Genomic DNA, 22,488 nt, shown 5'->3' with positions numbered 1-22,488 from the left:
TGTATTTTGATAACCCCTATTACTAATTATCAGCAATTATATGATTTTTACAAAAAGTAATGAAAAATAGAGGAGTGACATATTTTGTTCTCTGAACTATAATCACCTCAGTACAAAGGGGCTGTCGCACTAAAAAATTAGTGCGACAGCCCCTTCTTTTTTCATTGTTAGGGCAAATCCCTAACAAAAACGGCAGCGGAATATCTACATTTCCGCTGCCTGAATTTCTTATTCTACTTCTTCCGGCTCCATGCTGAGCATATGGCCTTCCTGATTTCCAATATCATATTTCTGTCCGTATTCCTTGAAATACTGGTAGTAGTCCGCATTGTTTGTGGGATAGATCTTGGAATCGTGAATATGAAGATCAGATCCTGTCTCTCCGCTCTTCATAAGTGCCACCATAGCACTTGCACAGTGAGTTGCGATACGACAGAAACTGTTGAGGATATCACTAAATACCGTTCCCTCTTCCAGTCCGCATTTGCCTTGGCTCAGTCGCTCTGCATGACGCATCTTCAGTACATCACAAAGTCCTGTGATCACAGCTCCGAGAGGTGCTACTCTCTGTGCCATTTCTTTATCGTCTTTCATGAAAGCATTGCAGGTTATATTGATATCCTCACGAACTGCCTCCATAACAACATTCAGCTCATCCCAGGCTTCCTGTGAAAAATTCGTATGGTTATCATGCATTTCATTGGACATATGAGCAATGTAAGAAGCATGATCACCGATACGCTCAAAGTCATTGATCGTATGCAGATACAGTGAAGTCTGTCTTGTCTGTGCAGAATTCATCTCTCTCTTTGTCAGCTGGATCAGATACTCTCCTAGACGACTTTCATACTTGTCGATCAGATCCTCTTTTCGCTGAACCTTATCATACTTATCCTGCTGATAATCATTCAGAAGATTCATGGCTCTGTTGACATTCTTACGGAGCTTCTTGGACATTCCGTTCATTACACGGTGACACTGTGCGATAGCAAGGGCCGGGTAATTCAGAAGACGCTCTTCCAGAAGATCAAAGTCTGCCTCATCTTCCAGATCTTCTTTGTCATCCTTCACAAGCCAGCATACCAGCTTCTCGATCTTTGGAATGAATGGAAACAGCACGATAACCGTTGCCAGACGGAACACCGTATTCAAAAGTGCGATCGCTACCGGTGTCATGGTCATATCCATAAATGTAAAATGTACAAACGCATTCACGGTATAAAAGATCACTGACCAGAGGATCAGACCAAACAGGTCATTGATCAGATATACAAGAGCAGTTCTTTTACCGTTCTTATTTGCTCCGATGGCTGAGATCAGAACTGGACATGCAGCACCAACACCGATACCAAGAACGATCGGAAATGCACTTGCAAATGTCAGGATACCGGTTACGGAAAGAGCCTGGAGCACACCGACTGTTGCAGACGCACTCTGGAGTACCGCAGTAAAAGCGATACCTACGAGAATACCTGCGATCGGATTGGAAAACATAGTCAGCATCTTGATGAACATCGGACTCTCACGCAATGGAGATACCGCACCACTCATCATCTGCATACCTGTCATCAGGATCGCAAAACCAAGCATGATATTTCCCACATTCTTATGTAAGGTACGCTTACAGAACATACGGAAAATAATACCAACTACAGCCACAACCGCAGAAATAGTTGCTGTGGAAAGAACGCTGGCGATTCCATTGGATCCTTCAATATAAGAAAGACATAAGATCCAGCCAGTAATACTGGTTCCGATATTGGCTCCCATGATGATACCGATCGCCTGTTTCAGTTTCATCATACCGGAGTTTACAAAACCGATCACCATAACTGTCGTCGCAGAAGACGACTGGATCACACTGGTAACACCAGTACCAAGTGCGACACCCTTCAGCGGAGTATTGGTCATCTTATAAAGAAATGCTTCCAGCTTATTACCTGCTGCCAGCTTCAGACCGTCGCCCATTAGGGACATACCAAACAAAAATAATGATACTCCACACAACAAAGATAAGATCATTGAAAAAATTGCCATAATTTTCTCCTTTGTCATACTCGCTTCCTGTCATAATTTGTCAGGAGCCATGTTATCCTGAAAATGCAACTTTACATTTCCTTAATCTGGATTTTTCTTATTTTTAACATTTTCCCATTTATTATGCCACATCAATTTCCATATTACAACAACAGATTTATTTCGAAAATAAAAAAAATCGAAGGCAGCGGATCATCTTCCAAAACTCTGCCTTCGAAATGAGTATTTTTGAGTTATTTTTCACAAAATTTTCTATTTTTCCAGGCGCATCAGCATATCATCCAAAATATCTTCCAAATACCCTCCCGTTGTTTTTTCCCCTTCTTTTTTTATCTGGAGCATCGCTTTCAAATCTTCATCGGACAGGCAGATGATCAGTTTCCCGCTTTCCCGTAGACTTCCCCGTGCAGCCATTTTCGCATGTTTATCCGCTCCTTTTCTGGAAATAATGATCGCAACTTTACGGAGAGCTTTTTCGTACAGATATTTTTCTGTAGTGTAAATTTCCCTCTGAGTAATAGGCTTTTCATAGTTTTTAAACTCGAACACGATATATTTCGTAGAAAAATACTTACAGATCGTGTCAAAAAAATCCTGTGTCACCCCGTTTTTGATCTTACAGCACATGTCAAAACGATACAGATTTTCCTCTGTTGTCTTCTGCTGCTCCCACAAAGTCAGATATTCTCCAAGGATATATTTCAGAATAGAAACACAAAGTTCCTCATATTTCTTGAAAGCTGCACTACCGGTCTCCAACACTTTTAACTGCGCTATATAGCTGTCAGCAACCGATTCCGGATCCGTATTCTCCATCTGGCTGCTTTCCTCAAAGATAAAAGGCTCCGGTCTCTCCGGTTCTATGTTTTCCACCGAATAATTCAGAATCGAGATCAGTTCGTTCTTCAGTTCCGGATAGTCCTCAAAGAGCCACAGCACATTTCGGATGTCCCAGACATATCCAAGCTTCGCCTCTTCGTACTTTCTCTTAGTCTCATCAGAGACCAGATTCGCCACTACACAGATATTTTGTAATGGCAGATCCTTTTTTTGATCTGACACTGCTTTTCCAACCAGACGGCTATAACTCTGCAACCGTTTAAGTGTAGCGATTTCTTTGGAATCACTGTACATTCTGGTCATAAAGACCCATTCATCGCTTTGGAAAGAAGCCCCTTTATATGTAAGGTATTTTTCAAAAAGCTGCTTAAAGCGGGCCATATTTTCCCAGTTTTTCATCTGCACATCACCCTCTGAATTTATATAGGGTTCTACGCAGAGATTGCGAACGACCTGTTCTGTCACTTTTATGTTCGGCGCATATATCAGGCTTCTGTACATCCGGCTTTTGTTTGGCACAGAACGTGGAAAATCTTCCGGAAATCCCTTTAATCTGGCTATTTCTTTGTGTGTGATCTTATGATAGACGCCATGGATACGGATCAGCGGCATTTTTATCAGATTCAGACGAACCTGCCCGGATTCCCGATAACCGCCTTTTTCCCAACACAAAACGCTGTCGCCGGCATGCGAAGCATCTATCTTCTCTTTCGCAAAATCAATCCTGTAATACCAGGAATCCTGTGGATTCATTTCCACCCAGCCATCTAGCAGGATACTACTCTTATGGAACTGCACCGGCATGATCATATCCGAAGCATTCACTCTTTTTAAAACAATATATGCAAATTCTTCCCGCAGCGGAAATGCAGTAACCTCCGAACTCTGGATATTTTTATGCGTGATATGGTATCCATATTCTTGCAGCTGAAAAATGTGCTCCTTTATGAACCCTTTCCATAATTGCTTTTTCATAACAAAAAGAATGACCGGCGGCCGTCTTCTTTGCACCAGGGCCAAACTACGAAACACCTCTTCTTCTTTCGACTGCGTCAGACCAAAAGCCCAGACATTACTATCCGGAACTGTGGCAGGATCTATGGAAGAAAGGCTGCATGCAGTTACATTTTGACTTATATTTTCCTGATAGATCTCTGTCACTTTCCTGTCCGGCTCATATGCTTTCAAAATTCATAACCGGCATTTTTAAAACCCAGAGTCAGTGCACCGATACCGGCATTAAAGATCACCACTGTATTCTTCATATATTTTTTCCTATCTTATTATTTGTACTGTGACAGCAGCTCCAAAAGCTTACCACTGTTGATTGGTTTGTTATAATTGATCCCCACAAGCCAGGATATTCCCTGTACATTTCTGTAAAGAATCCGGATAATTTTTCTCCTTTATCTGCTCTATGGCTGTCCGGGCACTCTGGTTTCAGTTCAATCTCCTCTCTGGCACTACCGGCATAAGCATGTACCCGTCACCCCTTCTTAATATCCCCTGAAAAGCAAAATAATTTCACAGCATCATATGTCTATATGATACCATGAAACTATTTTTGCGTAAAGATTTTATAAAAAAGCCTCAGAGTATTTTCGCATATACATACTCTGAGGCTTTCTCTATAGTCCATATATATTTTTTACTCCACTGTCACGCTCTTCGCCAGATTTCGTGGCTTATCCACATCCAGGCCTTTGGCTACGCTTACGTAGTAGCCCAGAAGCTGAAGCGGGATCACTGCCAGGGATGTTGCAAAGTGCGGGTCTGTTTTCGGGATGTAGACGGTGAAATCTGCGGTATCCTCGATATTGTAATTGCCAAATGTGGTCAAGCCCATAAGGTAGGCGCCACGGCTCTTACACTCAACCATATTGCTGACTGTTTTTTCGTAGAGATCCGGCTGGGTCAGCACACCGATCACAAGAGTCCCGTCTTCGATCAGGGAGATCGTTCCGTGTTTCAGCTCTCCGGCAGCATAGGCTTCAGAATGAATGTAACTGATCTCTTTCATCTTCAGACTGCCCTCCAGGCTGATAGCGTAATCAATTCCTCTTCCTACAAAGAAAGCATCTTTTACATTTGCCTGTTTTGAGGCAAACCACTGAATACGCTCCTTATCTTCCAGGATCTTACAGATCTTATCCGGAAGTGTCTGCAGTTCACTGATATAATTGCTGTAGGCTTCTTCTGTGATCGTTCCTCTTACCATTGCAAACTGGATCGCAAGTGTATAAGCTGCGATCAGCTGTGTGCTGTACGCCTTGGTAGTAGCTACAGAAATCTCCGGTCCGGCCAGAGTATAAAATACATTATCAGCCTCACGTGCAATGGAAGATCCCACTACATTAACGATTCCCAGTGTACGAATACCATTTTCCTTGCATTTACGAAGTGCTGCAAGACTGTCTGCTGTTTCACCAGACTGGCTGATGATCACTGCAAGGCTGTTGGTGTTAAGGGCCATTTTTCGGTAACGGAATTCGGAAGCGAGCTCTACCCTTACCGGGATCTGTGCAAGATCCTCGATCACATACTGTGCTGCCATTCCTACATGATAAGCGGAGCCGCAGGCTATGATATAGATCTGCTGGATGTTCCGGATGCTTTCTTCTTCCAGGCCAACTTCACTGAGGTCGATCTTTCCATCCTTGAGCACGGAATTCAACGTATCCAGTACTGCCTTTGGCTGTTCATGGATCTCTTTCATCATGAAATGCTCATATCCGGCTTTTTCCGCTGCTTCTGCATCCCATTCAATGGTTTTCAGCTCTTTCTCGATCTCATCTCCATCAAGATTGTAGAAGGTGACTTCGCCTTTTTTCACACGCGCCATCTCCAGATTGCCGATATAATATACATTGCGGGTGTATTTCAGGATCGCCGGTACGTCAGAAGCGATAAAGGATTCATCTTCTGCCACTCCAAGGATCATGGGGCTGTCTTTTCTGGCTACATATATTTCACCCGGATAATCCTTGAACATGATCGCAAGGGCGTAGGAACCACGGATACGTACCATGGAATGTGTGATGGCATCCACCGGTGTTCCCTCATATTTCTTGTAATAATAATCAATCAGCTTGACTGCTACCTCGGTATCGGTCTCAGAATAGAAAGTATAGCCTTTACGGGTGAGCTTATTTTTCAGTTCCTGATAGTTCTCAATGATGCCGTTGTGGACTGCTACGATATTACCGTCGTCTGTCATATGCGGATGTGCATTGTTCTCAGAAGGTTCACCATGAGTTGCCCATCTAGTATGACCGATACCACAGGTTCCCGGTACAGTCTCTCCGCCGTTTGTCTTTTCTGACAGAACTTTCAGTCTTCCCTTGGCTTTGATCACTTCCGTCTCGTCCTCGCCGTCACGTACGGCGATTCCAGCGGAATCATATCCTCTGTATTCCAGCTTGGAGAGTCCATCTAAAAGGATCGGAGCTGCCTGGTGTCTACCTGTAAATCCTACAATTCCACACATATTTATCTGTCCTTTCTGTCTATGCAGGTATTTTCGCAAAAGACCGGGCTGTTACATCATATGCAACAGTCCGGTCAGAAGTTTCAGTTATTGCAATATAACACGTCCTACAGTATAGCACGTACCACTCTCGGTTTGCAACCCGCTTTTTCCAGAGCTGCAACGATCTGATTCTTATGATCTGTTCCGAATGCTTCCATAGTGATCCGAAGTTCTACGGCTGCATTTCGGTTGGTACTTACAAACTGGTTATGATCCAATTTGATAACATTACCCTGATTTTCAGCGATCACACTTGCAACACGTACCAGTTCACCTGGCTTATCCGGAATAAGTACGGATACGGTAAAGATACGGTCACGCTGGATCAGTCCGTGCTGTACAACCGATGACATGGTGATCACATCCATATTTCCACCGCTTAAGATGGAAACGATCTTCTTATTCTTTACATCCAGATGACGGAGAGCTGCTACAGTAAGAAGTCCTGAGTTCTCTACGATCATCTTGTGGTTTTCTACCATATCAAGAAAAGCCACGATCAGCTCATCATCATCGATGGTAATGATATCGTCCAGATTTTCCTGGATATATGGGAAGATATTTTTTCCCGGAGTCTGTACTGCAGTACCATCTGCGATAGTATTTACGTGAGGAAGCGTTACGACCTCCCCGTTCTCCAGGGATGCCTTCATACATGCTGCGCCTGCCGGCTCAACACCGATGACTTTGATGTGTGGGTTCAGAAGCTTCGCAAGTGTAGAGACACCTGTAGCAAGTCCGCCCCCTCCGATCGGTACCAGAATGTAATCTACAAGCGGAAGTTCCTGTACGATCTCCATGGCGATAGTTCCCTGACCGGTTGCTACTGCCGGATCGTCAAATGGATGGATAAAGGTATATCCTTTTTCTTCTGCAAGGGCAAGTGCGTGTGCGCAGGCTTCGTCATATACGTCGCCGTGAAGGATAACCTCCGCACCGTAACTCTTGGTGCGCTCTACCTTGATCAGTGGTGTGGTAGTTGGCATGACAATGACTGCTTTTACTCCATATTTATGTGCAGCATAAGCAACACCCTGGGCATGATTTCCTGCAGATGCAGTGATCAGACCTTTGTTCCTCTCTTCGTCAGAAAGTGTGCTGATCTTGTAATATGCGCCACGCACCTTATATGCACCGGTACGCTGCATATTCTCTGGCTTCAGATAAACCTTATTTCCCGTCATATCTGAGAAATAACTGCTGTATATCAGCTTTGTTTCCTGTGTCACTTCTTTTACTTTTGCTGCCGCTTCCTCAAAGCTCTCTAATGTAAGCATTTGTATTTAGCTCCTTTCTTCTACGTCAAAGAGGGCGTTTACAAATGCGTCTGCATCAAATTTCTGCAGGTCATCGATACTTTCGCCTACTCCGATGTATTTTACTGGTATGTCAAGCTCAGACTGGATCGCTACTGCGATTCCGCCCTTGGCTGTACCATCAAGTTTGGTAAGAATGATTCCGGTAACGTTTGCGACCTCGGCAAACTGTCTTGCCTGGGAAAGCGCATTCTGGCCCGTGGTTCCGTCAAGAACTACCAGCGTTTCCAAATATGCTTCCGGATACTCACGTTCCAGAATACGGTAAATCTTGCGAAGCTCTTCCATAAGGTTTTTCTTATTATGAAGTCTTCCTGCGGTATCGCAGATCAGAATATCTGCATTTCTGGCTTTGGCTGCTGCCACTGCATCATAGACAACAGATGCCGGATCTGCTCCGTCCTGGCCGCCGATGATCTCAACGCCGGCACGGTTGGCCCACTGTGTCAGCTGCTCCCCGGCTGCCGCACGGAAGGTATCTGCTGCTCCGAGGATGACCTTTTTTCCCTGATCCTTTAATTTACCGGCCAGTTTGCCTACAGAGGTAGTCTTACCTACCCCGTTGACACCGATCACAAGGATCACGGATTTCCGGTTCTCAAACTCATATTCTGTGCTTTCTACCTGCATCTGTTTTTTGATGCTGTCGATCAGAAGCTGTTTGCACTGGGACGGCTCCTTGATATGCTGCTCAGCAACCTGCTCCTTTAAATGCTCCAGAATGGAAGTGGTTGCGTTAATGCCGATATCTCCCATGATCAGGATCTCTTCCAGTTCTTCATAAAAATCATCATCAATACTGGAAAAACCGCTGAAAATGGAATCAAAGCCGGCAACGATATTGTCTCGCGTTTTGGTAAGTCCGCTTACCAGACGTTTAAAAAATCCTTTTTTTTCTTCTGCCATACTGATTCATCCCCTCTGCTACTGGGTAAGCTGGTTCTCTACTAAATCTACGGATACCAGCGTGGATACCCCTTTTTCCTGCATGGTAATTCCATAAAGCCTGTCTGCTGCATTCATGGTACCACGTCTATGTGTTATTATAATAAATTGTGTGTTCTTCGTCAACTTCTGAAGATATCCCGCAAAACGTCCTACATTGGAATCATCCAGTGCAGCCTCGATCTCATCCAGAAGACAGAATGGTGAAGGCTTCAGATTCTGGATCGCAAAAAGAAGTGCAATGGCTGTCAGTGCTTTTTCTCCACCGGAAAGCTGCATCATGTTCTGAAGTTTTTTTCCGGGCGGCTGGGAAATGATCCGAATCCCTGCCTCAAGGATATCCTCGTCTTCCGCAAGTTCCAGAGTTCCCCGGCCTCCGCCGAACAGTTCTTTGAAGGCTTTATCAAATTCTTTCTGGATCTCTCCGAATTTTTCGGTGAACTGCTTCCGCATGCCCTCATCCAACTCCTGGATGATCTGTTCCAGCGTTTTTTCCGCTTCCAAAAGATCGTTGTACTGACCGCTTAAGAACGTATGCCGTTCCAGAAGTTCTTTGTAATCCTCAATGGCATTGACGTTGACAGAGCCAAGAGCTCGAATCTCGTCCTTTAATTTATGGATCTGCTGCTTCATCACATGCCTGTCATTCATTTCTTCTTTCCTGTACTGCAAGGCATTATTCGGAGTGATCTCGTATTCTTCCCACATATAGGAAATCCTTGCTTCCCGGTTCTCTTCGATCTTTTCTGCCTGAGTCTTCAGTCGGAAGCATTCTTTGTCCAGAAGACTGATCTGGCCGGACAGCTCATCACGCTTTTCAAAAAATTCCTTATGGCTTTTTGTGCGCTCTTCCTTTTCCTGCTGCCATTTTTCCAGCTGTTTTGCAGCCGCCTCTTCTTTTGCGGCAAAGCCTTCGATCTCCTTACGGACCTGGTCGATCGTCTTTCTCTTTTCTGCAGTTTCCTGGCTGCCTTTTTCCAGAGAATCCAGAATTTCTTCCCTCTCTTTCGAAAGAACTTCGATCTCCTTTTTCAGACGCCGCAGATTTTCCTTTATGAAGCTTTCCTTCTGCTGGGATGCAGATGCGTCAAGACGGATCCTTTCCAGCTTCTCTGAAGTCTCCGCTTCGTCCTTTTTCCAGTCCTCCAGCTCCTTCTGCCGGGTCTCGATAAACGTTTCCAGCTCTTCCTCATCCCTTTTGGATGCTTCAAGTTCCTGCGTGATCTTTATGTTATCTGCCTGCATGTCTCTTGCCTGAAGACGGATCTCCTCCTGCTCCCTCTCGATCCTGGTATAACCGCCGCGGATCTCCTCCGCTTTTTTCTCCAGCTGTTCAATGTTCAACCTGGCTGTATTCTGCTGAATGGATTGTTCCTGAAATTTCTGCTGCAGCGTCGCCACCGTATCACGCATCTCATTTCTTCTGCTGCGGTTATCTTCCATGGACTGTCGGATCTCATGATACCCGGCTGCCAGCTCTTTTACCTTCTTTTCCAGTTCCTCGATCTCACGACGACGCCCAAGAAGATTGCTGTTGTTCTTAAAAGCTCCACCGGTCATGGAACCGCCTGGACTTAAGGATTCTCCCTCCAACGTTACCATACGGATACTGTGTCGGTATTTTCTGGCAATGGCAATAGCATGATCGATATGATCCACCACCAGCACTCTGCCAAGAAGATATCCGATCAGACCGTCATATTCCTTCTCTGCAGTTACCAGGCCACTGGCAAGACCAATAGCTCCCGGTTCGTTCAAAGCACCGCTCTGATTAAACTCGCCTCTTGAAGAAATGCTGTTTAACGGGAGAAAAGTCGCACGACCATACCGGTTTTTCTTCAGGAATTCGATCATCTGCTTAGCAGTCTGCTCGTTATCCGTAACGATATTCTGAATACTTCCGCCAAGAGCTGTCTCAATAGCGATCTCATAATTTTTTTCAACGTGAATGATATCCGCCACTACGCCACGGATCCCAGGAACATGATTCTTCTGTTCCATGACACGGCGGATACTGTTTCCATATCCATCATAACGTTCTGTGATATTGCGGAGGGATTCCAGTCTGGATGCCTCTCTATGATAGGACGTCTGTTCCTTTTCCAGCTGTATATTCTGCTGTTTAAGGGTTTCCTGAATGGCATGGATCTCTTTTGTAAGACGGCTGCCTTCTTCTCTGGTTTCCTGAATGGCCTTCGTGATAGTGTCGTATTCCTTCTGTGCCTGATCGATCGCTGACTGCTGCTCCTCTTCCTGGGTTTTCAGGGAAAGGATCCTCTGACTGATCCCTGCTTTCCGGATATCCAACTGCTCCTTCATGGCATCAAAACGCTGTGCCTTACCTTTGGTGTTTGCACGAGAATTAAGGATCTCAATGATCTCATTCTTACCATCTTCCACTGCCTGGGTACATTCTTCTATGCTGCTCTGGATATTGTCCATTTTTTTCTGCTCGTCAGCAAGTTTTCTGTTGATCTCCCGTAAATTTGCCTGAAGATCCGATTTTTGTTCTTCCAGCGCCTCCTGGTCTGCAGCTTTTTTCTCCGTATCTTCCTGAACTGCTAAAAGACGGCTGCGATAATGACTGTCGTTCTGCTCTCCTGCCAGGATCTGCTCATGAAGAACATTGATCTCACCGGACAGCTGTTGTTTACGGATAGCACGATCCCTGCTTTCTTCCCGCAACGCCTCCATCCGCTCATTCAGCTCTTCCAGTATTTTTTCCAGACGTTCATATTCATCCTTAGTACGACTATGAGTATCCTGGGCTTCTTTTAACTGATTTTCTGCGATCCTGGTTTTTTCTTCCAGCTCGCGGATCAGATTTCCGGTGTGTTCATATTCCAGGAGGAACATATTTATATCCAGCTCTTTCAGATTATCTCTTTTTGCCAGATATATTTTTGCAGTCTCAGACTGACGTTCCAGCGGTTCCAGCTGCTTGGTCAGCTCACTTAAGATGTCCGTGACACGAACCAGATTCTGTTGTTCTTCCTCCAGCTTCTTCAGTGTGGTATTTTTTCGTCTTTTAAATTTGACGATCCCGGCTGCCTCGTCAAAAAGCTCTCGGCGTTCTTCGGGTTTTCCACTTAAGATCTTATCGATCTGACCCTGTCCGATGATGGAATATCCTTCTTTTCCGATACCGGTATCATAGAACATCTCATTGATGTCCTTTAAACGACAGGAGCTGCCGTTGATGCGGTATTCGCTCTCACCGGAACGATACAGTCTTCTGGTAACGGTTACTTCTTCAAAATCCACCGGGAGCTTGTGATCACTGTTATCAAGTGTAATAGCCACGGACGCAAAGCTCAGAGGCTTGCGAAGCTCCGTTCCTGAAAAGATAACATCCTGCATATTCCCGCCTCGAAGCTGCTTGGCGCTCTGTTCTCCCAGAACCCAGCGGACTGCATCGCCAACATTACTTTTTCCGCTACCGTTAGGTCCTACGATGCCGGTGATCCCGTTATGAAATTCAAAATTTATTTTCTGTGCAAAGGATTTAAATCCCTGCACCTCTATATTTTTCAGATACATTGGCCACCTGCTGTTATTTTATACTGCGTATTGCCTCTAGGGCTGCAACCTGTTCTGCTGCCTTTTTTGTATGGCCGGTTCCGGTTCCCATACTTTTTCCATTGATCAGCGCCTCCACAGTAAAGCTCTTGCTGTGGTCCGGTCCCTCTTCTTTCAGAAGACGATATTCCACCGGATGATTTCCGCCTTCCTGTACCATTTCCTGAAGCACTGTCTTGCTGTCATAAAAAATCCTCTTATCCTCCAGATCGTTCAGGATAAATTTCATAACAAAAGCCTGTGCCGGTTCAAATCCACCGTCCAGATACATAGCCCCGATCAGAGATTCCAGGGCATCAGAAACGATGGAATCTCTTTTACGACCGCCCATCATTTCCTCACCTCTTCCAAGGAGGATAAACTCCGGAAGCCCGAATTCTCTTGCACAGTAGGCAAGACTCTTTTCACATACCATGCTGGCACGTTTCTTGGTCAACTCACCTTCCTGATTATTCCGGAATTTTTTGTACAGGAAATCACTGCTGATCAGCTCCAGCACCGCATCTCCAAGGAACTCCAGGCGCTCATTGCATCCAAGCTTTCCAAGATGTTTTTCGTTGGCATAGGAGCTGTGTGTCATTGCCTGCTCCAGTAAAGATTTTGCGGTAAACTGGTATCCGATAGTCTGCTCCAGCTTTTTTAAATTATTTTCCATTTCTTCTTCCCTTCGTTACCCGGCGAAGAGTCTCCACTGCATCGCCGACAGTAACGATCTCCTCGGCTTCCTCCGGGGCGATACGAACATCAAAAGTTTCCTCCAGATCAATAAGAATCTGAAAAAAATCCAGAGAATCCACTCCCAGATCATCCACAAAGGTAGTTTTTTCTGTAATGGCATCCATATTTCTTCCCAGAGTTTTTTCGATGATGGTCTTCAGCATTTCCAGTTCCACGACTGTTCGCCTCCTGTTCTGTCTGTAATATTTCCGGCAATCCCGGTTTTATTTTTTTTCGCTTTTTTCTTCTGCCTGTGCTTTCTGCTCAGCTGCTATAAACTCCTCGATCTTTTCATTGATCTTCTCTTCCTTAAACTGCTCGCACTGAAAGATCGCATGACGGATTTCTACGCTTTTGGCACTTCCGTGGCTTTTGACCACAAGACCTTTCAGACCAAGAAGCGGTGCTCCGCCATATTCACTGGCATCAAATGATTTTAAGGTTTCCTTAAGAGCAGGTTTTACCATCAGAGCTCCCATTTTACTTCGAATGTTTGTCATCATACCTTTTTTGATCATAGATATCAGAGTAGCTCCAACACCTTCATAAAGCTTGAGGATCACATTTCCTACAAAAGCTTCACAGACTACTACATCTGCATAACCTGACGGGATATCTCTCGCCTCAATACTTCCGATGAAATTGATATCCTTACATGCTTTTAACAGAGGGAAGGTAGCCTTTACCAGCGCATTGCCCTTTTCTTCCTCAGCACCGTTATTAACGATAGCAACTCTCGGTTTCTTAATACCCACTACATTTTCCATATAGATGGAACCCATCTGCGCAAACTGTACCAGATGATCTGGTCTCGCATCTACATTGGCACCACAGTCGATCAGAAGGGAAACGCCCTTTGCCGTAGGGATCAGCGGAGCAAGAGGTGGTCTCCGGATCCCTTTGATCCTGCCTACGATCACCTGGCCTCCTACCAGTACCGCACCGGTGCTTCCGGAGGAAACAAAGGCATCGGCCTCCTGTTTTTTTACAAGATTTAATCCCACTACAATAGAGGAATCTTTCTTTTTCTGGATAGCCATGACCGGAGGTTCCGCAGTCTCGATCACCTGAGACGCATGCACCACACGAATCCTGTCCTTAGGATAATCCGGGTATTTCCGAAGCTCTGCTTCGATCACATCCTGTACTCCTGTAAGGATAACCTGGATGTTCTCTTTTTCTTTCACAGCTTCCACTGCGGCTTTTACCGGTTCCTCGGGAGCATTGTCACCACCCATTGCATCTACAACGACTTTTACCATTTCTGACATATGTTGTCCTTTCTCTGTCCGAAATCTTTTCGGAATGCATATGGTACACTGTAGTGAAAATCCTCATACACATCCGTATAAGGATTTTCATTGCAGAGTACCAAAAGTTAAGCGGATATTCGAAATCCGCATTCGCTACCTACTCATAACCGAATAACTGCTTCGCAGTTTATCCGGTTAACGTACCGTTATTTATGATACTAGAGTTTTGCCTGAGAAGTCAATATCTTTTACTCTTTCTGATTTTCAATCTGTTCTGCAAGATCATTTAAATATACCCAGCGATCCATTTTTTCGTCCAGCTTCTGCTGGATTTCCTGCTGCTCGTCGGAAAGCTCCCTGAGTTTTCCCGCATTTGTGGCATTGGCAGCCATCTCTTTGTCGATCTGCTCCAGACGTTCTTCCAATGCTGCGATGTCATCGTCAATAGTGTCAAATTCTTTCTGTTCTTTATAGGTGAATTTTAGTTTCTGTTTCCGGTTCTGTTTCCAGGTATCTGCAGCGGATTTCTTTTTCTCAGGCTCAGCTGTTTCTCCCTGTACTGTACCGCCATTCATATCTGAACGCGTTTCCAGAGACTGTCCCTTTCTTTCCTTTGCTTCCAGATAATCCGTATAACCGCCCTCATACTGGACAAGCCGGCCATCTCCCTCAAATGCCATAATACGGTTCACCACATTATCCAGGAAATAGCGGTCATGGGACACCGTGATCACGATGCCGGAAAAAGAATCCAGATAGTCCTCAAGAATGGTCATGGTGGGAATATCAAGATCATTTCCGGGCTCATCAAGAAGAAGAACATTTGGCGCCTCCATCAGAACCTTCAAAAGATACAGTCTTCGCTTCTCACCTCCGGAAAGCTTCTCCACCGGAGTGTACTGCATGGCCGGATCAAAAAGAAATCTCTCAAGCATCTGGGAAGCTGTGATCCTTCCTTCTTTTGTCGGAACATATTCCGCCACCTCACGGATATAATCGATCACCCGCTGTCTTCCATCCATATCCGGAACGTTTTGGGCAAGATACCCGATACGGATCGTTTCTCCGATCTGAATCTCTCCGGAATCCGGCAAGATCAGTCCATCTGCCATTTTAAGAAGTGTGGACTTACCGCAGCCATTTGGTCCGATGATCCCGAGACGCTGATCACGAAGAACAATATGATCAAAATCATTGATCAAAAGACGACCTTCGATGGTTTTACTTACATGATGAAACTCTATGGTTTTCTTTCCCATACGGGTCTCAATGGAATCCATTTCCACATTCTGCTCTTTCAGCGGGGTTTTTCCCGCCTTCAGTGCTTCCAAACGGTCAAGCCTTGCTCTCTGTTTTGTACTTCTGGCACGACAGCCTCTTGCTGCCCATTCCAGTTCCATCCGAAGTACACTGCGGCGCTTCCGGTCACTGGCAAGCTCCATTTCCTCTCTCTGCGCTTTCAGCTCCAGAAATCTGGAATAATCTCCTGCATAGGAATATAATTTTCCGTGGCTGATCTCCAGGATCCGGTTTGCCACACGATCCAGGAAATAACGGTCATGAGTGACCATGATCACCGTCCCACGAAAATTCCGGAGAAAATCTTCCAGCCATATGACCATTTCTCCGTCCAGATGGTTGGTAGGCTCATCCAGGATCAGAATGTCAGCCGGATTTAAAAGCATCCTTGCCAGCGCCACTCTTTTCTTTTCACCACCGGAAAGATTATCCATATTGATATTCTGATCGGTAATACCAAGTGTATTCAGCATGCGTCTGGCCTCACTTTCGGTACTCCAGTCCTTCTGCCATTTGCCTTCTGCCACATAGTCCAGAATGGTCATATGCTGCGGAAATTCCGGAGTCTGGGGAAGCCAGCTGATCCGGATCCCGTTCTGGGTGATCACCTGCCCTTCGTCCGGTTCTTCCTCTCCGGCGATCACGCGGAGCAAAGTAGTCTTACCGGTTCCGTTTACACCGATGATACCTATTTTTTCTCCCTGATCGATGCCGCAGGAGATATCATCAAATATCACCTTATCTCCAAAAATTTTGTGGATATGTTCTATATTAAGAATGTTCATGCGCATTTTCTCCGTTTTCTTCCAAAGTATATAAAAATCATTTCCATGATAGCGAATTTCCACGATTCCGTCAAGAATCACTGTTATGACAGGGGAAAGGGCTGTACCTCAAATCTGGAAGTACAGCCCTCTTGGGGGATTGTTTTTTATCTGGATCTTGGTCAACAGTTTCTGGTGTCGCCAGCTGCTGCCCTTATTTTTCGTATATCCACCGCCTTTCGTATCTTTTGACGCTATTGTAAAAAAATTATCGGGAAATGACAACAGACCTGTGACAAAATGACAGTTTCCATGAAATATGACATTTTTATGTTAAATATCTGCTAAAATCACGTTCATTCCTAATAATTTTCTACACAATACGTCATTTCAGGCAAAAATCCGATATTGGATATACACAAAAGTTATGATATACTATTTTTACTACTCTTTTATAAACCGGAGGTTATATTATTTTGAATATTGCAATTATTGATGACATCTCAACGGATGCAGAAGCCCTGAAGAATATCGCTGTTTCCTATTTTGAGAAAAAACAGATCCGGGCAGAAATCTGTCATTTCTTCAGCGCAGAAGAATTTTTTGAAGATTATCAGCCCGGAAAATTTCAGATCCTGTTCCTGGATATTTATATGGACGGAATGACAGGTATGGAAGCTGCGCGCAGGATCCGAAGACAGTCCGATAACTGCATCCTTGTTTTTGTCACTACCAGCAGTGATTTCGCTGTGGAAAGCTATGATGTAGGAGCCTCCTATTATCTTCTGAAACCATTTCAGCCAGAAAAACTCTGTTCCATTCTGGATTCCTTTCAATCCAGGCATTTACTGGCATCCCGTTACATTGAAGTCGTTTCTGACCGGGTTCCCATCCGGGTCCCTCTGCGCAGTATTTTATATGCAGATACATTCCGAAATGCAGTGTGCCTTCATACCGACGCCGGTCCGGTCCGTTCTTATCTTACCTTTCACAAATTTGAGGAGCAGATCCGGGACTGTCCTAATTTTCTCTCCTGTTATCGTGGCTGTGTCGTTAATATGGACCGTATACAGGAAGCTTCTGAAGAAGGCTTTCTTCTGGACAACGGGGAGGTTGTCCAGATCCGGAAACGTGGCTCTTCTGCTATCCGTAAAGCCTATCTTCAGTATCTCTTTGCGTCAGATGAAGAAATATCTCAGCTTTGAAAATGCCATTTTCAGACTGAAAATCCGCAAACCCTCCATAACGTGCCGCAATTTCCATGATCGACGCAGTTCCGATCCCCTGTCCGGAATGCTTACCTGAAAAAAATCCTGTTTTATTTCTGCGTAAGGGATCTGTGCAACTGTTCTCTTCTTTTATAAGAAGTTTATTACTTCTGGTACGGATCTGTACACGGACAAATCTGGAACTGCCTTTCGGACAAAGCTGTGCCGCTTCTATGGCATTTTCCAGAAGATTACCAAAGAGACGACAGAAATCTGTATCCTGGATCCCTGTTTTTTCCGGTGCTTCTACCTGACACTGAAAAACGATCCCGTTTTTTCTGCATAGTTCTTCATAATAATGTAAGATCGCATCGGCAACCTGATTTTTACAGTAAGAATGATAGGTCAAACGTTCCTGAAATTCACGGGTATACCGGCAAAGGTATTTCTGCATTTCTCCATACTGCTCACGTTCCAGTAATGCAGACAGAACACGAAGGTGCTGACGCATATCATGACGGACACGGCTGGTTTCTTCCATCTGTTCTTTTAATCGGTCGTAATGATTTTTCTGGGCAAGGAGACGAAGTTCAGTCTGATGACTGTATACCTCATAAGTCAGACGGATCTTATATGCTTCTGACAGGTCTCTCCACAGAACACAGCCAAACGCAGCTGTCAGTATCAGCCCACCTGTCTCCGGGAAACCTCCTCCCAAAATCGGCTCATAAAGATACCCTATCCGATCTGCCACAAGGGAACAGGCATAAATCGTTGTTCCCACCAAAACGATCTTTCCATATCTGCAATCTGTTTCTCCAAAAGTATTGAGCAGCATATAGATCGCTGCCACCCATTTGACTGCCTCACTGATCCAGACAACATCATAAAGAAGCCTGGCTGAAGGAAGTATATCCGCAAAAATCTCCAGAAAGAAAGCTACTACGATCCAGAGATCGATCAAAAGAAACAGATATATGCCCCTTTTTTTTCCTATAATACAATCCTCAAGCCGGATCATGCAGGAAAGGATCAGATAATAGATCATAGTTTCCAGGGCATACCAGGGCTTTGTGGGAAGAAGAAAAAAATTATGTACCAGGGAGCATAACGAATACCCTGCCACACAGAGACAGACCAGATTAAAAATAGCAAATTCTTTTGTCCTGGTTCTGACATGTACCATAAGAGTCCCAAACATGATACAGATACAGAACGCAATGGCACAGCCGCTTCCGAGTACCCGCAGTCCTCTCTGTATGCTTACACGGACCGGAGATCCCAAAACCGGAATAGTCTGGATTCCGGATCTGATATGGCTTTTGTCTGCTACTGCTATGACAATCTCCACAACCCCGGATCCCTGAAACGTAAAAACACGGTTCATGACCCGATCCATATAGGTTTTTTCGTCAGGATCCCCCACTTCCCCGGCCAGTTCTCCATTGATATAGATTCGGTATGCGGAAAAAACCTCCGCCATAGATATAGCCCAGATTTTTTCCTCTTCGGGCAGGATCAGAAACATCCGGTATGTCCCACATCCATACGTAGAAGCCTCTTTATTCCCCAGTTCCATTTCATTACGTTCTCCGATCGAAATATAACAACTGTAATATCCTGGATCCTTTTTCAGCATCTCAGGTGTAAGCAGCTTTCCCGGAAAATATTGCCATTCCCTGGCAAGATAATGTAGCTTTGCCGCCGCATCTTTATCATCCAGACAAAGGATTCCCTGAATGGGCTGCTCGCCTTTCGCTGTATATTCATTATTTATGAGATACATCATAAAAAAAGCAGTCATAGATAACACCACAGTAAGTCCAAAGATCAGGGTCCATTGCCTACTTTTCTCCTTTATGACTGTCACCTCGCTTTCCGGATCTGCTTCGGATTCCTACGATCAGCACTGTTATCATTGTTGCTGTCGTCAGGACTGCCACTGCAAAAGGATTCTCTTCTATATCATCTATTTTCCGACCTCTTACGCAGAAGATTCCTGTCTCGTCCGTGTCAACGATCAGAAGATCCTGCTTTTTATCCAGGAATGTCTTTAGTTTTCTTCCTCGGGAATCCGTAATTTCCATAGTTTCCGGATCTCCGTTGGGAAACATCTCTTTTACCGGTATCATGATCCGGCTCCCCGGAATATCCGTGATCTTCTGAGTGCCTTTATAGATCTTTATTTCATATGAATGATCGGGAACCTTTTGTACCAGTGCCTGTATTGTACCATTCTCTGCTACCTTCCAGCTTTGTGCCACAGAAGCAGGGATACGAAGACTGATTCCTTCTTTTTCAAAATTTATATCTCCCATATATTTCAGGATAAGATCCAGACGTTTTCCACTGATCACAGTCCATTTTTCAGTAACAACTTCTGTTACCTTTCTGGCCGGCTGCTGTACTTCAGGTTCAGCCCGTACAGTTCTCGCACTATAAATCATACCGACACACAGCGCAATAACTTCAAGTATCAACCCAAAACCATATCGTATTGTTTTTTGCAGATTATACATATCTGGTCATCCCCATTACATATGTTTCATCTATCTGCATCCAGAATACCTCTTTTTCAGCTTTCAGGCAATCAAATCTATACGTAATAAATCGACATCTTTCGAACAAAACAAAGGTGCTGATCACTGCTATTGCACAGAATCAGCACCTTTTCATATATCGTTATTTCTTTTTCTGCATACCTGGAAATCGCCGAAAATAATAGATGACAAACAGCACCGCAGTAATTATCCAGGACACCGGATAACTGAGCATGATACTTTCGATCCCCGGATGAGATCTTACAAAGGCAAACAACCAGATGATACGTAAAAGACAGACTCCTCCACAGGTCAAGATCATAGGAACCAGTACTCTTCCGGCACCGCGCAGCGCTCCGGAAAGAATTCCGATCACAACATAAATAGCATAGGACGGAATCAGGAAACGGATCATATGCACCCCAATGTCTACAACCACCTGATCGGTTGTAAACAAATGGTAGATCGGATTTGCGAACAGAATAAGTGCTCCGCTTACAATAAACGCCGAAATGTATGCCATCATCATACAGACGCGGACACTTTTTCGCATGCGGTGGTATTTTCCGGCACCATAATTCTGTCCCACAAAGGTGGTAATTGAGATGGCAAAAGCATTGCATACCATCCAGAACACCGCATCAATCTTTCCCATAGTTCCCCAGGCTGCCACTGTGTCAGTCCCCAGTTCATTGACAAAAATCTGAATGGTGAGATTGGCAATATTATACATCACCGATTCCAGTCCTGCCGGAAGTCCAATCCTGAGAACAGCCCCCAAAGACCGGAGATCAAAACGAATCTCATGAAATTCCAGACGATAAATATCCTCTGCGCGCATCAGGAACCAGGTTACAAGGATGGCACTGACTGCCTGGCAGCTGACTGTTGCAAGTGCAACACCGAGGACTCCCATATGGAAGATCACTACAAATACAACATCCAGCAAAATATTCAACAAACAGGTAATGATCAGCACATAGAGCGGTCTTTTGGAATCCCCCACTGCTCTTAAGATACTGGATACCATGTTGTAGACCAGATTGAAAAATGTTCCCGCAAAATAGATATGCAGGTACAGCACAGAATCGGGAATTACTTCTGCCGGTGTTTTCATCAGGTGAAGGATCGGCTCAGCCAGGATAAAACCTGCTGTTCCCACAATAATACTGGCAGCCAGGCAGAAGATCATGGATGTGTGAAGTGCTTTTTTAAGGTTTTTGTGGTCTTTCGCTCCGTAAAACTGAGAAATCACTACAGACGCACCGGAACATAAACCTACAAAAAAACCTACGATGAGATTCACGATCATACTGGATGAGCCTCCTACTGCTGCCAATGCTTCTTTTCCCACAAAGCGGCCTACTACAACTGTATCGGCAGTATTGTATATCTGCTGGAACAGAGTTCCAAACAAGATCGGAAAAAAGAATATCAGAAGCTGCTTCCAGATCACACCCTCTGTGATCTGGTTCACGGCGGTATTTTTCTGATTCTTGTTCTGTTTCATATTTTTTTATTTCCCCCCAGAGTATAAAAAAAGCCGGTATACTTATCTCAGCATACCAGACTCTTTTCGCATCATATATTGACTGTCTAATTAAAATTAGTCCTCAACTTTGATGATTTCCTTCTTATTGTAGCTTCCGCAAGCTTTGCAAACTCTGTGTGGCATCATAAGTGCTCCACATTTGCTACATTTAACAAGGTTCATAGCGCTCATTTTCCAGTTCGCTCTTCTCTTGTCACGTCTAGCTTTGGAAGATTTGTTCTTAGGACAAATGGACATAGGTTACACCTCCTTAAATTTACTGAATATATCACTGATAGCTGCCATGCGGGGATCCTTAGGCTCCTCCTTGCATCCGCAGGGACCTTCGTTCAGGTTCTTCCCGCAGCGGCTGCAGATACCTTTACAGTCTTCTTTACATAAGACCTTTAAAGGCCAGCATATCAATACCTCAAGATAGACCAACCGGTCCACATCCAGGTTCATACCTGTGAGATAGCTGCTTTCATCCAGATCATTGACACGCTCTTCATCAGAAAGCTTCATATCGAGCTTCTTCTTAAATTCCAGCGGTATCTCGACGGCTACTGTCTCAAGACAGCGGTCACAGGGAATACCCACTGTAATCTTACCGGTTCCTGTAAGCTCAAGAACCTTATCACCGGTATTGGTGATCGTAAGCTCTACCGGTTCCTTCGCAAGTACCGGAAAACTTCCCATCTGAAAATCAATCTTCTCCAGTTCAGGAACAACTGATTCCTGGATCGTCTTGCCATCACAGGAAGAAATGTCTAATAAATGAATCTGCATAAGTCTCTCCTATCCACACTCAATCCATTATACATATGGTCTTGTGATTTGTCAACGTTATTTTCGGGAAAATATTACATTTTTTTAATTTTTTGTTACTGTTGGCTTAATCAGAAATTCGGGGTAAATTACGGGGGTGGA

At 44.6% G+C, this 22,488-nt stretch carries 16 protein-coding genes; 1 reads left to right on the top strand and 15 read right to left on the bottom strand.

What is annotated here, in order from left to right; genetic code table 11:
- Window positions 1–228: 228 nt before the first annotated feature.
- The 10 genes from CCC17_RS06575 to CCC17_RS06530 all read right to left on the bottom strand — a co-directional run bounded on the left by CCC17_RS06575 (window position 229) and on the right by CCC17_RS06530 (window position 16,300).
- Window positions 229–2,037: a Na/Pi cotransporter family protein gene (locus CCC17_RS06575; RefSeq protein ID WP_173740301.1), complete on the bottom strand. Its 1,809-nt coding sequence runs from the start codon at window positions 2,035–2,037 to the stop codon at window positions 229–231.
- A 252-nt stretch (window positions 2,038–2,289) separates the two neighbouring features.
- Window positions 2,290–4,065: a hypothetical protein gene (locus CCC17_RS06570; RefSeq protein ID WP_287082763.1), complete on the bottom strand. Its 1,776-nt coding sequence runs from the start codon at window positions 4,063–4,065 to the stop codon at window positions 2,290–2,292.
- A 460-nt stretch (window positions 4,066–4,525) separates the two neighbouring features.
- Window positions 4,526–6,364 (bottom strand): glutamine--fructose-6-phosphate transaminase (isomerizing), encoded by a 1,839-nt coding sequence (gene glmS, locus CCC17_RS06565; protein WP_022427034.1) that lies wholly within the window; start codon window positions 6,362–6,364, stop codon window positions 4,526–4,528.
- Between the two features lie 107 nt (window positions 6,365–6,471).
- Entirely contained in the window at window positions 6,472–7,683 is a 1,212-nt protein-coding gene (gene ilvA, locus CCC17_RS06560) for a threonine ammonia-lyase (RefSeq protein ID WP_287082761.1), read from the bottom strand.
- Window positions 7,684–7,689: 6 nt separating this feature from the next.
- A complete protein-coding gene (gene ftsY / locus CCC17_RS06555) occupies window positions 7,690–8,628 on the bottom strand; it encodes a signal recognition particle-docking protein FtsY (RefSeq protein WP_015525230.1) in 939 nt (312 codons plus the stop codon).
- A gap of 18 nt (window positions 8,629–8,646) precedes the next feature.
- On the bottom strand, window positions 8,647–12,207 hold the full coding sequence (gene smc, locus CCC17_RS06550) for a chromosome segregation protein SMC (RefSeq protein WP_278603569.1): 3,561 nt from the start codon (window positions 12,205–12,207) through the stop codon (window positions 8,647–8,649).
- 13 nt (window positions 12,208–12,220) lie between these two features.
- Window positions 12,221–12,901 carry a ribonuclease III gene (rnc, locus tag CCC17_RS06545; protein ID WP_287082760.1) on the bottom strand — a complete coding sequence of 227 codons (681 nt, stop codon included), beginning with the start codon at window positions 12,899–12,901 and terminating at the stop codon, window positions 12,221–12,223.
- Window positions 12,891–13,139 (bottom strand): acyl carrier protein, encoded by a 249-nt coding sequence (locus CCC17_RS06540; RefSeq protein WP_021652554.1) that lies wholly within the window; start codon window positions 13,137–13,139, stop codon window positions 12,891–12,893. The genes rnc and CCC17_RS06540 overlap by 11 nt, the downstream gene beginning before the upstream one ends.
- 48 nt (window positions 13,140–13,187) lie before the next feature.
- Window positions 13,188–14,234 carry a phosphate acyltransferase PlsX gene (plsX, locus tag CCC17_RS06535; protein ID WP_021652553.1) on the bottom strand — a complete coding sequence of 349 codons (1,047 nt, stop codon included), beginning with the start codon at window positions 14,232–14,234 and terminating at the stop codon, window positions 13,188–13,190.
- A 230-nt stretch (window positions 14,235–14,464) separates the two neighbouring features.
- A complete protein-coding gene (locus tag CCC17_RS06530) occupies window positions 14,465–16,300 on the bottom strand; it encodes an ABC-F family ATP-binding cassette domain-containing protein (RefSeq protein ID WP_022427037.1) in 1,836 nt (611 codons plus the stop codon).
- Window positions 16,301–16,755: 455 nt separating this feature from the next.
- On the opposite strand from CCC17_RS06530, the gene CCC17_RS06525 reads away from it, so the two are divergent.
- Window positions 16,756–17,484: a LytR/AlgR family response regulator transcription factor gene (locus CCC17_RS06525; RefSeq protein ID WP_114002550.1), complete on the top strand. Its 729-nt coding sequence runs from the start codon at window positions 16,756–16,758 to the stop codon at window positions 17,482–17,484.
- Here the strand turns inward: CCC17_RS06525 and CCC17_RS06520 are convergent.
- The 5 genes from CCC17_RS06520 to CCC17_RS06500 all read right to left on the bottom strand — a co-directional run bounded on the left by CCC17_RS06520 (window position 17,423) and on the right by CCC17_RS06500 (window position 22,347).
- Window positions 17,423–19,291 (bottom strand): sensor histidine kinase, encoded by a 1,869-nt coding sequence (locus CCC17_RS06520; protein WP_287082759.1) that lies wholly within the window; start codon window positions 19,289–19,291, stop codon window positions 17,423–17,425. The two genes, CCC17_RS06525 and CCC17_RS06520, sit on opposite strands and share 62 nt — an antisense overlap.
- 40 nt (window positions 19,292–19,331) lie before the next feature.
- Window positions 19,332–20,006, bottom strand: coding sequence for a hypothetical protein (locus CCC17_RS06515; RefSeq protein WP_118369307.1), 675 nt, complete (start codon window positions 20,004–20,006; stop codon window positions 19,332–19,334).
- A 163-nt stretch (window positions 20,007–20,169) separates the two neighbouring features.
- Window positions 20,170–21,537 carry an MATE family efflux transporter gene (locus CCC17_RS06510; protein WP_118369305.1) on the bottom strand — a complete coding sequence of 456 codons (1,368 nt, stop codon included), beginning with the start codon at window positions 21,535–21,537 and terminating at the stop codon, window positions 20,170–20,172.
- A 96-nt stretch (window positions 21,538–21,633) separates the two neighbouring features.
- Window positions 21,634–21,816: a 50S ribosomal protein L32 gene (rpmF, locus tag CCC17_RS06505; protein ID WP_015525241.1), complete on the bottom strand. Its 183-nt coding sequence runs from the start codon at window positions 21,814–21,816 to the stop codon at window positions 21,634–21,636.
- A gap of 3 nt (window positions 21,817–21,819) precedes the next feature.
- Window positions 21,820–22,347: a YceD family protein gene (locus CCC17_RS06500; RefSeq protein WP_092069907.1), complete on the bottom strand. Its 528-nt coding sequence runs from the start codon at window positions 22,345–22,347 to the stop codon at window positions 21,820–21,822.
- Window positions 22,348–22,488: the final 141 nt, after the last annotated feature.

Source organism: Blautia sp. LMAG:36 (assembly GCF_008680535.1).
Lineage (GTDB): Bacteria > Bacillota > Clostridia > Lachnospirales > Lachnospiraceae > Blautia_A > Blautia_A fusiformis.
Note: the sequence above shows the minus strand (reverse complement) of the source record. Positions and strands in the feature narration are given on the sequence as shown.